Origin of the sequence: Pseudoalteromonas sp. APAL1 (assembly GCF_021532475.1) — a bacterium.
Taxonomy (GTDB): Bacteria; Pseudomonadota; Gammaproteobacteria; order Enterobacterales; family Alteromonadaceae; genus Pseudoalteromonas; species Pseudoalteromonas lipolytica_C.
The window spans coordinates 1-14,797 of sequence record NZ_JAKGAW010000072.1 but is presented as its reverse complement, the minus strand read 5'-3'; the positions used below and the strand labels follow the sequence as shown (position 1 = coordinate 14,797).

General features: G+C 40.9%; 15 protein-coding genes and 1 rRNA gene. 9 read left to right on the top strand and 7 right to left on the bottom strand.

Going from position 1 to position 14,797, the window contains the following annotated elements:
- On the bottom strand, positions 1-516 hold a 516-nt coding region (locus L1264_RS20390), incomplete at its 3' end, for a Spy/CpxP family protein refolding chaperone (protein ID WP_235404501.1).
- Positions 517-686: 170 nt separating this feature from the next.
- On the opposite strand from L1264_RS20390, the gene L1264_RS20385 reads away from it, so the two are divergent.
- The 3 genes from L1264_RS20385 to L1264_RS20375 are packed head-to-tail and all read left to right on the top strand — an operon-like array spanning position 687 to position 3,705.
- The gene (locus L1264_RS20385) at positions 687-1,376 is read left to right on the top strand and encodes a response regulator transcription factor (RefSeq protein WP_135923540.1); all 690 of its coding nucleotides are present in this window, start codon (positions 687-689) and stop codon (positions 1,374-1,376) included.
- A gap of 1 nt (position 1,377) precedes the next feature.
- Complete coding sequence (locus L1264_RS20380; protein ID WP_199526196.1) at positions 1,378-2,763, top strand: ATP-binding protein; 1,386 nt, start codon at positions 1,378-1,380, stop codon at positions 2,761-2,763.
- Positions 2,764-3,705: an alpha/beta fold hydrolase gene (locus L1264_RS20375; RefSeq protein WP_199526197.1), complete on the top strand. Its 942-nt coding sequence runs from the start codon at positions 2,764-2,766 to the stop codon at positions 3,703-3,705.
- Here the strand turns inward: L1264_RS20375 and L1264_RS20370 are convergent.
- Positions 3,684-4,592 (bottom strand): cation diffusion facilitator family transporter, encoded by a 909-nt coding sequence (locus L1264_RS20370; protein ID WP_135923537.1) that lies wholly within the window; start codon positions 4,590-4,592, stop codon positions 3,684-3,686. The two genes, L1264_RS20375 and L1264_RS20370, sit on opposite strands and share 22 nt — an antisense overlap.
- A gap of 101 nt (positions 4,593-4,693) precedes the next feature.
- Between L1264_RS20370 and trmL the strand changes: the two genes are divergently transcribed.
- Positions 4,694-5,158 carry a tRNA (uridine(34)/cytosine(34)/5-carboxymethylaminomethyluridine(34)-2'-O)-methyltransferase TrmL gene (gene trmL, locus L1264_RS20365; protein WP_054550977.1) on the top strand — a complete coding sequence of 155 codons (465 nt, stop codon included), beginning with the start codon at positions 4,694-4,696 and terminating at the stop codon, positions 5,156-5,158.
- Between the two features lie 281 nt (positions 5,159-5,439).
- Positions 5,440-7,137, top strand: a complete 1,698-nt coding sequence (locus L1264_RS20360; protein ID WP_205994297.1) for a putative bifunctional diguanylate cyclase/phosphodiesterase — start codon at positions 5,440-5,442, stop codon at positions 7,135-7,137.
- Positions 7,138-7,324: 187 nt separating this feature from the next.
- Here L1264_RS20360 and gpsA read toward each other — a convergent pair whose 3' ends face one another.
- From gpsA to L1264_RS20340, 4 genes are read right to left on the bottom strand one after another with little or no spacing between them, the layout of a single operon-like run.
- Positions 7,325-8,332, bottom strand: coding sequence for an NAD(P)H-dependent glycerol-3-phosphate dehydrogenase (gene gpsA, locus L1264_RS20355; protein WP_135923535.1), 1,008 nt, complete (start codon positions 8,330-8,332; stop codon positions 7,325-7,327).
- A gap of 3 nt (positions 8,333-8,335) precedes the next feature.
- On the bottom strand, positions 8,336-8,821 hold the full coding sequence (gene secB, locus L1264_RS20350; protein ID WP_135923534.1) for a protein-export chaperone SecB: 486 nt from the start codon (positions 8,819-8,821) through the stop codon (positions 8,336-8,338).
- 39 nt (positions 8,822-8,860) lie between these two features.
- A complete protein-coding gene (gene grxC / locus L1264_RS20345; protein ID WP_135923533.1) occupies positions 8,861-9,118 on the bottom strand; it encodes a glutaredoxin 3 in 258 nt (85 codons plus the stop codon).
- Positions 9,119-9,151: 33 nt separating this feature from the next.
- Positions 9,152-9,583 (bottom strand): rhodanese-like domain-containing protein, encoded by a 432-nt coding sequence (locus L1264_RS20340; protein ID WP_135923532.1) that lies wholly within the window; start codon positions 9,581-9,583, stop codon positions 9,152-9,154.
- A gap of 192 nt (positions 9,584-9,775) precedes the next feature.
- Between L1264_RS20340 and gpmM the strand changes: the two genes are divergently transcribed.
- The 4 genes from gpmM to L1264_RS20320 are packed head-to-tail and all read left to right on the top strand — an operon-like array spanning position 9,776 to position 14,558.
- Positions 9,776-11,320 carry a 2,3-bisphosphoglycerate-independent phosphoglycerate mutase gene (gene gpmM / locus L1264_RS20335; RefSeq protein WP_199526198.1) on the top strand — a complete coding sequence of 515 codons (1,545 nt, stop codon included), beginning with the start codon at positions 9,776-9,778 and terminating at the stop codon, positions 11,318-11,320.
- Between the two features lie 3 nt (positions 11,321-11,323).
- Positions 11,324-12,463 (top strand): murein hydrolase activator EnvC family protein, encoded by a 1,140-nt coding sequence (locus L1264_RS20330; RefSeq protein WP_199526199.1) that lies wholly within the window; start codon positions 11,324-11,326, stop codon positions 12,461-12,463.
- A 35-nt stretch (positions 12,464-12,498) separates the two neighbouring features.
- Positions 12,499-13,764, top strand: a complete 1,266-nt coding sequence (locus tag L1264_RS20325; RefSeq protein ID WP_138558577.1) for a S41 family peptidase — start codon at positions 12,499-12,501, stop codon at positions 13,762-13,764.
- Positions 13,765-13,799: 35 nt separating this feature from the next.
- Entirely contained in the window at positions 13,800-14,558 is a 759-nt protein-coding gene (locus L1264_RS20320) for a divergent polysaccharide deacetylase family protein (RefSeq protein WP_235404500.1), read from the top strand.
- A gap of 154 nt (positions 14,559-14,712) precedes the next feature.
- Here the strand turns inward: L1264_RS20320 and rrf are convergent.
- Positions 14,713-14,797, bottom strand: a 5S ribosomal RNA gene (gene rrf / locus L1264_RS21555); the annotation flags it as partial.

The following is a 14,797-nucleotide window of genomic DNA, read 5'->3' as shown; positions in this document are numbered from 1 at the left end:
GCGCTCACCTTTACGCTCGCCGCGATTTCCATGATGACCCTTTTTATGGCCTTTTTTACGAAGATGCTTTTTAATTTCTTGGTAGCTTTCACGTTGCTCAGTATTCAAAACCTGCCAAATATCATGCTCTGATTTCATCTTTAACAAGGCAAACTGCTGAGCTTTCGCCTGACGAGCTTTGATTAACTCAAGAGCCGCATTTTCGTCAAATTTTGCTGTAGATAATAATACATCCATTTTTTCTTTGTGAGCTGCACGAGCGGCTTTCATTGCATCTTTGTCACCACGTAATGCTTCAAATTGCGTTTTCTGCTCAGCAAAAATCGCTTTTAGTTTCGTTTGCTGCTCTTCTGTAAGTTTTAATTTATCAATACCGCGCTCAGAAAGTAAAAAGCGTGCTTGTGGGTTCATTCCACGATTAAAGTCACCTTTTGCCATTGCTGAAGTAGTACCAACACTGGCTGCTGCTAAGCCACAAACAAGTACGAATTTAGAAAGTTTATTCGAAATAGTCATAATCATTACCTTTTGTTGAGTGGTGTTCCAGAGTCGTTTTCGACTGATGAGTTAACTATACTCATTACAATGCAAAGGAACGCAAAGCAGTGTAAAGGTTGTGTAAAGATTCACTTTTACACAATTTACTGAGTAAAATAACCTCAAAGAATTAAACTGCTAGGTGTCAAATGAAACTATTAATGATCGACGACGATACAGGGTTGTGCGAATTACTCAGTGAGTACTTAACAGCACAGGGATTTACAGTAGATTGTTTTCATGATGGCGCTGAAGGACTAAAACAAGCACTGCAATATAACTACGAACTTATTCTACTTGATGTGATGCTTCCCTCTATGGATGGGTTTGAAGTCTTAAAACAATTAAGGCAGCATAAACTCACTCCTGTGATCATGCTAACAGCCAAAGGAGAGGACTTTGATCGTATCTTTGGGTTAGAGCTTGGCGCTGATGATTATATTGCCAAACCATTTAATCACAGAGAGTTACTAGCTCGCGTTAAAGCAATTACCCGTCGTATTGAACATATTAATAGTCTGTCTAATCAACATAGCAATTCGTTAAGTGTAAACAGTATCAATATTAACTTTGCAACACGTGAGGCCTCAGTAAACGACAACATCCTCAGCCTAACAGGTACTGAATATGAAATTCTTGCAATGTTAGTAGACCATGCGGGAGAAGTGATCAGTAAAGAACAAATAAGTGAACAAGTATTGGGGAGACGCCTTGCTCCGTTTGACCGTTCAATAGATATGCATGTGAGTAATATTCGTAAGAAAATAGCTGAACATGTCAACAATGAACGAATAAAAACAATACGTGGTAGTGGCTACGTACTCATTCAAGGTGAATAACATGACGCCTCCTAGTTGGTTAAAGCACCCACGTCACTACCTATTTTTAAAAATCTTTGTATGGTTTTGGATTACCGTGCTGGCCACCATTACCCTACTCGTTTTTTTGAGTCAACTAACCAGCAATGTAGGCAGTGATAATCTACGCGGCCCGATGCTAAAAAACTTGCAGTACACTGCAAAAAGTATTGAGCGGATAGTTGCTAAACATGGCAAATCAACGCAAGAAGTATTATCCCATCCGCGCTTTTCAAAGCATAAATTGCTGTACTTAAATGGTGACGTACACGGAGTTGAAATGCTCAGTGAACCTATCTCTAAAGACATTGACTTAAGTTTGCTTAACTTTACTAAATACATGAGCCCACAAATTATATTTACCGATGAGTATCAAGCTTATGGGCCGATAGAATTAAATGTACCCGAAGGTAAGTTTTACCTCTATGAGATTGACGAGAAACGCAAAAAGCCGTTTTTCGTTAGCTTATGGCTAATGCCAACGTGGTTAAAGCTATTTATCGCTTTAATTGCATCATTAATGCTCAGCTTTTTCTTCAGTCGCAACTTAATTGCACCTATTAATAGCTTAAAAGAAACAGCAAAAAAACTCGCAAATGGTAACTTAGCAGCCCGAGCGGATGTATCGTCCACTCGACAAGATGAACTTGGTGTACTCGGACGTGATTTTAATGCTATGGCAATACAGCTTGAACAACTTATTACGGCTCAAAAGCGATTACTAGCAGATATTTCTCATGAGCTGCGTTCACCTTTGACGCGCTTAAAAATGGCAACTGGCCTTGCGCAAATGCAGGCTGATGATACCCAACAGGCCTATTTAGAGCGTATCGAAAAAGAGGCCAACCAGCTTGATAAAATGATTGCCGATGTACTACAGGTGTCACGGTTAGAAGCGAAGAGTCAGACCCTTTCATTAAGTACGCAGTCATTACAAGTCATAGTCGATCACGTACTGAACGACGCCCAATTTGAAGCCAAACAAAGTAATAAAGTATTGCGTGTTAATGGTGCGCTCAAAACCGATATTCGGTGTGATGAAACCTTAATTGCCAGTGCGCTTGAAAACGTGCTTCGCAATGCAATTAAGTACGCAGAGCACACCATTTCAATTAACCTAGAAGAGTCTGATGCTATTTACATGACTATTTGCGACGATGGTAAAGGTGTTGATGAAGCAAACCTTGCAAGGCTGTGTGAGCCTTTCTTTCGTCAAGAGCATGCACGCGATAGAAACACCGGTGGTACAGGTTTAGGGCTTGCAATTGCAAAGAATGCGATCTCTGCACATGATGGTACACTAACACTTGAAAACCAAGAACATGGTGGACTTTGCGTTAACATCCGCCTTCCTTTAAAGAGTCAGTAAATGTTTTATAGCACTGAAGCTAGCCTTATAAATAACACAGATCACATCAATCAGTTTTTTTCTGAGCAATTACAAAAAGACTTTCTTAGCACGAGTCATGGTCAGCTTTATTATGGTTATGCCATACCTGAGCAAGCAAATACAGCTGTCATCATTAGTAGTGGCCGAATTGAGTCTTTGGTTAAGTATAAGGAGTTACTGTGGGAACTTTATCAAAATGGCTTTGCGGTTTTTAGTGTTGACCACCAAGGCCAAGGTCGCTCTTATCGTCATTTAAAAAACGCTCATAAAGGCTATGTAAATCGTTTTACTGACTATGCCGATGACTTTGCCGTGTTTATTGATAAAGTGGTAAAGCAGCACTGGCAAGGAAAGCAGGTTTTACTCGGCCATTCAATGGGGAGTGCCATTGCCTATGATTACCTCTCGCGTTATCAGCATCAGTTTTCAGGTGCTTTTTTATCCGCGCCAATGTTTGATATTCACACCAAAGGTACACCAAAGCCTTTAGCAAAACTGGCAGCTAAAATTGCATCCTTACTTGGCCTTGGTCGTAGTTACGCATTTGGCCAAAGCGACTATTTGCCGGTCGACTTTACAGCCAATGAATTAACCAGTAGTGAAATTCGCTATAAGCTGTTTAGAGAACTGTATGCAGCAGAAGATGATTTACAACTAGGTGGCGTCACCTACGGCTGGCTCAATGCATCGTTTGATTTTATTGCTTCTTTAATCGATAAAAAAATCGATATTCCTTTATTTATCGCAAGTGCAGAGCAAGATACCGTGGTCGATAATGCTGCGCAATTTGCACTTACCCATAAACAGAAACATGCACGATTGAAAACCTACGCGGGTGCTCGCCATGAACTGTTATGTGAACGCGACGAGATAAGACAGGCAGTACTCAGCGATTTTTATCAGTTTTGTGACTCTGTTTGACGAGACTTCTGAACGACTGAGAGCGGGTCTAGGTGAACTAATATATCCATCTCACATGCAAAATGAGTTTGGATCATTACCTCAACTTCATCAGCAACTTGATGAGCACGAATGAGCGATAGTGAATCTTCTAGCTCCAAATGCATTTGAATGAATTTGATCTTACCGCCTTGGCGAGTACGAATATCATGTGCGCCATAAACATCTCGATGACTATTTACAATGGCAAGAATCGTTTCTTTTTCTTCATCTGGAAGCTCTTTGTCCATCAGATGATCAGCACTTTCACGGGCAATATCCCAACTGTTATAAAGTAAATAAACCGCGACGCCAATTGCAAACAGAGGATCTGCATATGCAACACCGTATTTAGCCAACACAATAGCCAGCAACACAGCTAGGTTTAAGATCAAGTCACCTTTGTAATGAATTGAGTCAGCTTTAATTGCGATAGATTCTGTGTGGTTAATCACTTTGGTTTGTACAAATACCACCACTAACGTACAAACAATCGCAAAAATACTTACCCAAATACCTAAATCAGAATGCTTTAAGGTAACAGGGTTGAATAAACGCTCAATACCATGGAACGCTAAAAAACAGCCAGAACCGGCAATGAATGCGGCTTGAGCAAGGCCAGCTAATGCTTCCGCTTTACCATGACCAAAGCGATGATCATCATCCGCTGGGCGTAATGCATAACCTAGCACTAAAAAGCTCATTAAAGATGCAGTGATGTCCATCAGTGAGTCGGTTAATGAGCCAAGCATAGATGCTGAGCCTGAAGCAAGCCACGCCCAACTTTTTGCGGCAATCATCAAGCTGACCATAGTGATAGTCACTAAACTAGCTGTTTTAACCCAAAACTCATAACTGCGATGTTGCACAAAACTTACCTTTAGATATTAACAGTTGTCAGTATATCATCTTTTTATTTGAGTTCGTGTATACTCACCGACAATTGATATTGTTTAAAAAAGAGAGTCACATGCTTGATATAGTGTTATACCAACCAGAGATCCCACCTAACACTGGAAATATCATCCGTTTATGCGCAAACACTGGCTACGCCTTACATCTTATTGAACCTCTTGGCTTTGAATGGGATGACAAGCGTGTAAAACGTGCAGGACTTGATTATCATGAATTTAGTCACGTACAACGTCATGCTTCGTTCGAAGCATACCTAGAAAAATGCCAACCTAAGAAAGTCTATGCATGTACGACTAAAGGCAGTCAGTTTCACCATCAAGCACAATACCAACCAGGTGACTGTTTAGTGTTTGGTCCGGAAACTCGAGGCCTACCTGATGAGCTCATTCAATCTTTACCTAAAGAGCAACGAGTACGTATCCCGATGCAAAAAGACAGTCGAAGCATGAACTTATCTAATTCTGTGGCTGTATTTGTATATGAGTCTTGGCGTCAACTTGGCTTTGTTAATGGCCAGTAAGTTATTGAAAAAACGTTTTTAATAAAAACACACTAATTATTTAGCATTACCATTTTTTATGAACTAACCTAAATAGGCTGGCTTGTTCCTAAAGATGGTTTTAAATGCGCCCTTTTCATATTTTATGTTGCTCGACCTTGCTGATGCATCTTCCATTAGGTAAAGCATCAGCTGCAACAACCTTGCCCACGCAAGCTTCTAATTTTCCATATATCATTCTTCTGGCCCTCATTACCTTATTACTTTTGGCTTGGCTGTTTTTTTATTACAGAAATAAAAAAATGATATTCACGGATGCGTTATTGTCTAAAGCAAAAGATGCTATTTGGATAACCGACGAAGACTTCAATATCATTGAGATAAATGACGCTTTTTCTGAAATTACTGGCTATCAAAAAGTCGATGTTATCGGCAAAAAGTTTAAGGCGCTAACTCAAAGCGGTCGAGACCAACAGCTTGAAGCAATCATTCTCCAAGAGTTAGAGCAAGATGGTTACTGGTCTGGCGAAATGTGGAACATTCGTAAAGACGGTCAACCTTACGCTCTGGCTTTATCAATCACCAAAGTAATAACCTCATCACTGACTAAGCCTACTGTTCGCTATGTTGGACTGTTTTACGATATCACAACTCGTAAAAATACTGAGCGCAGTATGCTTAAGCTCACAACAAAAGATACTGTTACAGGATTATCGAATCGTGCTATTTTTATTGAATCTCTTGATAAAGCAATCAAAGCATGTAACGACACTTACCCGAGTTTACTCATCGTATTTATTGACATCGATAATTTCAAAAAGATAAATGACTCTTTAGGTCATACCTTAGGTGATGTGTTACTCAAAGAGGTCGCGTGCCGCTTAACAGCATCGCTCAATTCAGGCTTCACAATCGCCAGACTAGGTGCAGATGAGTTTGCAATACTTGTTCCTCCATACCTTTATTCAGGAAAAACGATATTCTTTGCAAAGCAAACTGTGGATACAGTTCTTCAGCAATTCAAAACACCTTTTATGCTGGATAATTTTGAAACTTCATTATCTGTATGTTGTGGTCTCGCTATTTATCCAGACAATGCTTATAACTGCGAGAACCTGATGCGCAGTGCCAATAGCGCATTAAATCATGCAAAAAAAATAGGCCGAAATACATACCAGTTTTTTGATAAAGATCGCCACACACTTGACCCAACCGAGTTAACGAAAGAAAGCGCTCTGTTTAAGGCAATTACCAATAATGACTTTGAACTTTACTTCCAACCTAAGTTTGATGCTCAACACAATCGTCTGCATGGCTTTGAAGCCCTAGTTAGGTGGCCTCAAGATGATGGCAGTATTATAACACCTGACGAATTCATCCCTCTTGCAGAACAAAATGGTGCCATTATCCCACTAACACAATTACTAATAGAGCGGTTACTAAAACAACTATCTAGCTGGCAAAAGCAAAATATACGGTTTGGCAATGTAGCCATTAACATTTCTGCTTTACACTTTCAGCACAGTAGCTTAATAGACACATTAATAGAGTACTTAGGCAAGTTTGATGTACCAGCCTACTGCTTGGAGTTAGAAATAACAGAAAGTGCAATGATGGATAACCCTGAGTTTGCCCTTCAGCAAATGACACGCATAAAAGCGCTTGGTGTTAACATCGCCCTAGACGACTTTGGTACAGGGCACTCATCGTTAAGTTACCTGAAACGGTTTCCTATCGACACCCTAAAAATTGACAAATCCTTTGTCAAAGACATCGCTCATAACGATCAAGATAGAAACATCACTGCAACTATTGTCCGCTTAGCAAAGTATCTCGGTATTAATATTATTGCCGAGGGCGTTGAAACCCAAGAGCAGGCTTACATGTTACATATTATGGGTTGCCATTTTCAACAGGGATTCTATTACAGTAAGCCTCTTAAAGCTGAACAAGTGGTCGATTTCATTAATAAAAACAAGTTAAACAACCAACTTAAGTAATACCTATTCGCTTAATTAAGTGAGCTATTTTGAGGCAACAAAATCTCGTTAATAACAAGGCTAAGATTTGGTTTTTTAGATCTTTAAAAGAGAAGGTATTAGTACCTCACATTGCGAGCAGTTATAAGTTGTAAAAAACAAAAAACGCGATTACTAATCGCGTTTTGTTTTAAGTGCGCCGGTATCATTACTCTGACTTTTGCTCTCGACCAAGCAACGCCATCGCAGCTTCTTTTACATCTTTATTTTCATAAAGCACTTTGTAAATTTGCTCTGTGATCGGCATTTCGATGCCGGTACGCTCAGCAAGTAAAAACACTTCTTTAGTATTTCTATAGCCTTCGACAACCTGACCAATTGATTCGATTGCCGCTTCGACTCCTTCACCTTTACCCAGTGCCAGACCAAAACGACGGTTACGCGATTGGTTATCTGTACAGGTTAAGATTAAGTCACCAAGACCAGCCATGCCCATAAAGGTATCTGAACGGGCACCTAATGCACAACCTAAACGACAAAGCTCAGCTAAACCACGGGTTATTAAAGCTGTACGAGCATTAGCCCCAAAGCCAAAACCGTCCGACATACCTGCGCCAATCGCAATGACATTTTTTACTGCGCCACCAAGTTGTATACCAATGAAATCATCATTGTTATACACCCTAAATGAGCGGCCACAATGTAAAAGATCAGCCAGCTGCTTTGCAAAATCTTTAGAAGTCGACGATACCGAAATAGCTGTTGGCAAGCCCATAGCCATTTCTTTAGCAAAAGTAGGTCCTGAAAGCACAGCCAGTGGAATATTATCCCCAAGCTCTTGTACTGCAACTTCTTGCAATAAACGCCCTGTGTTAGGCTCTAAACCTTTTGTAGCCCACGCAACTTCAGCTTCCTCGTTTAACCATGGTTTTATTTTCTGAAGAGTGCCTGCGAAAGCATGACTTGGTACAACCACTAGAATGATTTTACTTGCTTTTACTGCTGTTTCTAGATCAGCTTCTAGCTTTAGCGACTCAGGAAAGGTGACATCAGGAACATAACGTTGATTTTTTCGCTCAGCTGCAAGCGTAGCAACGTCATCGCTATTGCGCCCCCATAAAGTGACTGGGTGACCATTTCTGGCAAAGCAAATAGCAAGGGCGGTGCCATACGACCCCGCCCCTAAAACTGTAACAGCTGATTGTGCTGTAGTCATAGCTTATGCGTCTGCAGTTGCCTGTTGCTCTTGAGCTGCACGCTGTTGCATGTATTGAGCAAAAAGAGCATCAAAGTTAACTGGTGCTAAGTTTAATTGTGGGAAAGTACCACGGTTAACTAAGTTTGATACTGCTTCACGAGCGTAAGGGAAAAGTACGTTCGGGCAGAATGCACCTAGCATGTGTGCAAGTTGTACTTCTTCAACATCAGCGATAGTAAAAATACCTGCTTGTTGAATTTCACAAAGGAACGCAGTTTCTTCACCAATAGATGCTGTCACTGTTAATGCAAGAACAACTTCAAATACACCTTCTTCTAACTTGTTAGAACGAGTATCTAAGTCAAGTTTAACTTCAGGAGTCCACTCTTTTTGGAAAATTGCTGGCGAATTAGGTGTCTCGAATGAAACATCTTTTGTGTAAATACGTTGGATTGTGAATTGCGCGCCTGCTTGTTGTTCTGCTGCGTTTTGATTTTCTTCGTTCATTGTAATTCCTATCTTGAATTCGTTTTTATAATTAAAAAATTAAGCGTTAAGCTTTGCGTCTAAAAGGCCTTGAGCCTCTATTGCCATCATGTCGTCGCAACCACCGATATGTTCATCATTGATGAAAATTTGTGGCACCGTGTAACCACCATTTGCTTTATCGATCATTTCATCGCGTCGTTCTGGATGAACACCAATATCAATGTTCGTGTAGTTTACACCTTTACTGTCTAACAATGCCAAAGCGCGTTGGCAAAATGGGCAGTAAGCCTTTGTGTAAAGAACAACATTACTCATAATAATTCCTCTATCGAGCTGCAACGTAGATATTTAACGGCCTGTCGTTGTTGGTAGGCTCGCTGATTGCCATGCACCCATACCACCTGATAATACATAAACACGCTCATAGCCTGCTTTATGCATAGCAGTTGCGATACCTGAAGCTGTCATGCCTGTAGTACATACAAGTATAATGGGTTTACTCTTGAACTTTTCAAGGCTTGAAAAATCAGATTGTTTAGCTTTTTCCGGATTTAAATGCTCTGCACCCGCAATTCGACCCGAATTAAATTCTTTTTGAGGACGAATATCAACGACTTGACCATCTTCACGATTAATCAGCAAAGTTACTTGTTGTGGGTTAATCTGGCGAATAGCTGAAAATTTACTTTTAAACCAACTGCTGATCAGCATTGCTACTAATGCTAACCAAATGATGCTCAAAACCGGATGATTTGAGATAAATTCAATATATTGATCCATGCGTTTTCCACTAAGAAATTTAGGTACCACAGCGCATAGCCATGGGTTAATTAAAATTTGCCACGCAAGTATACGTGCTTGAATTGAAAATGCTAGGGCGTGAAATATTTTAATATGACATATTGATAGCTGATCAAAACCATAAAACACGGTATGCTAGTGATATATAAGTGCCAATCTTCAGGAGCTATAATGACAGAGCATAAAAAACCATTGGTATTAATGATCTTAGACGGTTGGGGATACCGTGAAGATACAGAAAGTAACGCTATACTTGCTGCTAATACCCCAGTACTCGATAACCTTTGGGCAACCCGCCCACATACATTAATTTCAGGTTCGGGACTTGATGTTGGTTTACCTGCAGGGCAAATGGGTAACTCTGAAGTAGGCCACGTAAACTTAGGTGCTGGCCGTATTGTTTACCAAGATTTTACGCGCATCACAAAAGCCATTGATGATGGTGAATTCGATAGCAACCCAGCACTTGTTGATAATATCGACAAAGCTGTAAATGCAGGCAAAGCTGTACATATCATGGGTCTTTTAAGCCCGGGTGGTGTTCATAGTCACGAAGACCACATTGTTGCAACGATTGAACTTGCAGCCAAGCGCGGTGCAAAAGAAGTTTACTTCCACGCTTTCTTAGATGGTCGTGACACGCCGCCACGCAGTGCAAAAGCATCAATTGAGCGTATCGAAGCCCTATTTGCAGAACTTGGCTGCGGCCGTTTAGCAACACTTGTTGGTCGTTACTATGCAATGGACCGCGATAACCGTTGGAACCGTGTCGAGCTTGCTTATGACGTTATGGTTAGTGGTATTGCTCAATACAGCTACACTGATGGCGTAACCGCACTAGAAGAGGCTTATGCACGTGATGAAAACGATGAATTCGTTGCTGCAACTACAGTAGTACCAGAAGGCCAAACAGCTGTTGAGATTAATGACGGCGACACTGTTATCTTTGCTAACTTCAGAGCAGACCGAGCACGTGAAATGACTCGTGCCTTTGTTGATGCTGACTTTAGCGGTTTTGATAAGAAAAAATCACCTAAGTTAAGCGCTTTTGTAATGATGACTGAGTATGCAGCAGACATTAAAGCACCGATTGCATTTGCCCCAGAGCCTTTAACAAATGTATTAGGCGAATGGCTAGAGAAACAAGGTAAAACACAACTACGTATCTCTGAAACAGAAAAATACGCACACGTGACCTTTTTCTTTAGTGGTGGTCGTGAAGATGAATTTGTTGGCGAGACTCGCGAACTAATTCCATCACCACAAGTTGCAACATATGATCTGCAACCAGAAATGAACTCTGAAATGCTGACCGATAAATTGGTTGAAGCAATCGCTAGCGGTAAATACGATGCCATCATCTGTAACTACCCTAATGGAGACATGGTAGGTCACTCAGGTGTATTCGAAGCTGCAGTTAAAGCATGTGAAGCTGTTGACCACTGTATTGGTCGTGTTATAGCTGCACTTGAAGAGCATGGTGGTGAAGCGCTGATCACAGCAGACCACGGTAATGCAGAACAAATGGCTAACCCAGCAACGGGTCAAGCACATACCGCACACACTAGTGAGCCTGTGCCATTTATCTATGTTGGCCGTGATGCAACACCACATGATGGTAAAACATTAAGTGACGTGGCTCCAACCATGCTTCACCTACTCGGCTTAGAGCAGCCAAGTGAAATGACTGGTAAACCAATCATGACGCTGAAATAAGCTATGAGTAAATGTATTAACCACTTATTTAAAACTGGTTTAATACTGACTTCATTAGTAACAACTTCGGTTGTTGCTAATGAAGATCAAACCAAAAAAGATTTATCAGACATTCAATCAGCTTTACAAAAAACAGAGGCTGAGCTTAAAGGTCAACGTAAGTCCATTGCTCAAATGCGCAAAGATCTTCGCGCCCATGAGCTCGATATAGCTCAAAATGCCAAAGCATTAAACCTTGCAGCCCAATCGGTTAAAGAAAACGAGCAACAACAACGAGAACAACAAGCTAAAGCACAGCAGCTTAAAGCTCAACAAGCCAAGCGACAAACCTTATTAGCTGCCCAGCTAAAAAGCGCCTACATGGCTGGTAGCCATGACTATTCAAAAATGCTGCTTAACCAACAAGACACAGCCAAAATTGAGCGCACACTCAGTTATTACAATTACCTAAATAAAGCACGCATTAAGCAAATTGAAGAACTCAAAGCACTGCAGCAAGAAATAGCTGACAACCAAGCTGAGCTTGAAAAAACGAAACAACGTCTAGTTGCCTTATATGATGAGCAAAAGCAGCGTCAGCAGGCCTTAGTTAAAGCTCAACATGAACGTAAAAACAACCTCAATAAACTTCAGTCAGCACTCAAAGAGACTAAAAGCTCAATAGACTATTTAAAAGAGAATGAACAAACTCTCATCACAGCCATTGAAGAGTTAGAAAGAGAGCGCAGTGAAAAAGTAGAACTACTAGGTCTTCAAAGCAGTAAAGGAAAGCTAGACTGGCCAACCAAAGGGGCACTACGCCATCGCTTTGGACAACGTAAGCACGGCAACATAGACTGGAAAGGCGTACTCATTAGTGCCAAAGAAGGCAGTAATGTTAAAAGCGTACAGAACGGCCAAGTTGTTTATGCCGATTGGTTAAATGGCTTTGGTTGGGTGATTGCCATTGACCATGGTGATGGCTTTATGAGCTTATACGGCCATGCTCAAACTCTACTTCGCGATGTTGGTGACCTTGTTAGAGAAGGCGAAACAATTGCTTTAGTTGGTCAAAGCGGCGGACAGCCAGATCCTGGTCTATACTTTGAAATACGCCACAAAGGACGCGCAGTAAATCCTGTAAAATGGTGCAGACGCATTTAATAGATTAAATAGCTGCACCCTATGAGGAGCAGCTGATGCTAAACACAACCCTTACATTCAGAGCTATCTACCCAGCCAAGTTTTTTACTCAGCTGTGTTTTATAACGTTAGTTACATTATTTTGCTTGGTGTTTCAATCGTTCCCAAGCATTGCTAAACCTTCGCTTGAAACACTTCATCGTCAACAGCTAAACGAAATACTTTTTAATATTCACACCTATTATGTAGATGATTTGAAGTTACAAAATAGCTTTGTTAGTCAACCTAATAACGACCAAGTGGAAGAATTACTAGAACAGCTTGATCCCTACTCTAAATATCTTAATGAAAATGAGCTCGATGCCATATTTAGCAACACCAATGGCCGTTACACAGGCTTGGGGATCGAAGTTAAAATGGATAATGGACGAGTTTATATCGTCAATACTTTAAGTAACTCCCCAGCAGAACAGGCGGGATTACAAATAAATGATGAAGTTGTTGCGATTAATCATCAGCCTATCATGAATAAGAGTATTGATGAGGTTGCAACGCTGATTCGAGAGAGCGGATTAGACGCCGTCAATGTTTCAATCATGCGAAAAGAATCAACAGCATTAAGCTTTTCAATTAAGCGCCAACAAATCACACTAGAAAGCGTTCATGGCTACCTATCCGATTCAGGCGTCGCTTTATTAAGCATTAATACATTTAATAATCACACACTACATGACGTTGCGCGTGAACTTGCAAAAATGCAAGTTAATAACAGCTTCCCATTATCTGGTTTAATTATTGATTTACGTGATAATCCCGGCGGCACATTGCAAGGCGCCATAGAGGTTGCAGACTTATTTTTAGACAGCGGCATCATTGTTTCAACTAAAGGACGCTTTAATGAGGCAAACCAGAGATACACTGCACATAGCGGTGATATTTTAGAAGGAGCCCCTATTGCTGTTTTAATAAATGAAAACTCCGCTTCTGCCGCAGAAATACTCGCCGCTGCACTTCGCGATAACCAACGTGCAACTTTAATTGGCGAAACATCTTTTGGTAAAGGCTCAGTACAATCGCTTATTCCGCTAGGCAACGGTAATACAGCATTAAAACTCACCACTGCGCGTTATTATACCCCTCTTGGTCAGTCAATAGATGGTAAAGGGATCACACCTGATGTGAGTATAAATCAAACAATACTTTCAGAAATTAACCAAGACGTTATAATAAAAAATATACAAGAATTGGCGCTTTTTAGTTCACTGCTTGATAGACAGGACAAAAAACAGCTGACAGCAAAACAGTTCGCTATTATGCAGTAAATAAGCGCACACACTGGATATAATAATTACAAAAAGTGAATCGACTAAAAAGCTTATTAATCGCTGCTTTGTGCTTGCCTCTATTCTGCCAAGCAAAGCAAATTGCCATTGTTATAGACGACATTGGTAATAACCAACGCGATCTAGAGATACTCAACTTACCAGGGCAAGTTACGTTTTCTATCTTGCCCCATACCCCTTACTCACAAATTTTTGCAGAGCGTGCTAGTAAAACTCATAAAGAATTGCTTTTACATGTTCCAATGCAAGCGCTTGATAAAACTAAAGCGCTTGGTCCTGGAGCCCTCACCGATACTATGACTAAGTCTGAGTTACAAACAACCCTCGGCCATGCGTTAGCATCACTGCCACAGGTAAAAGGGGTCAATAACCATATGGGCTCTGAGCTAACACAGCTTACCGAGCCAATGAAATGGACGATGGAAGTTTTAAAAAAACGTGGTTTGTACTTCTTAGATAGCCGTACAACCAGCCAAAGTGAAGCGCAAAATGTTGCTAACCTATATGGTGTGGCAAACGTATCTCGTCATGTATTTCTTGATAACAATGTCACCCAAAGCCAACTACAACATCAACTTGAGGAACTTAAAAGCAAAGCTGAGCACTTCAACTACGCAATCGCCATTGCCCACCCCTACCCAGAAACCGTTACATTTCTTCAGCAAGCACTCCCAGAACTACAACGACAAGGCTTCGAACTTGTTCCTCTCTCACAACTAGTCGAAACGAAATACATTCAACTAGCCAAAGCAGAACAAAGACAAGGGGAGTAAGCGTTATAAACGTGAGTAGCGAGAGTACAGTTAGAAAGAGTAAAGTTAGTAAGAATGCTGCCCAACCTACCTAAAGAATGAATAAGGCACGTTGTGTGAATAGCTTAAACGCAAAAAGCCCGACTCTTTCGAATCGGGCTTTCTTTAATTTGGAGCCTGGCGATGTCCTACTTTCACATGGCAAATGCCACACTATCATCGGCGCTGTTTCGTTTCACTACTGAGTTCGGCATGGGGTC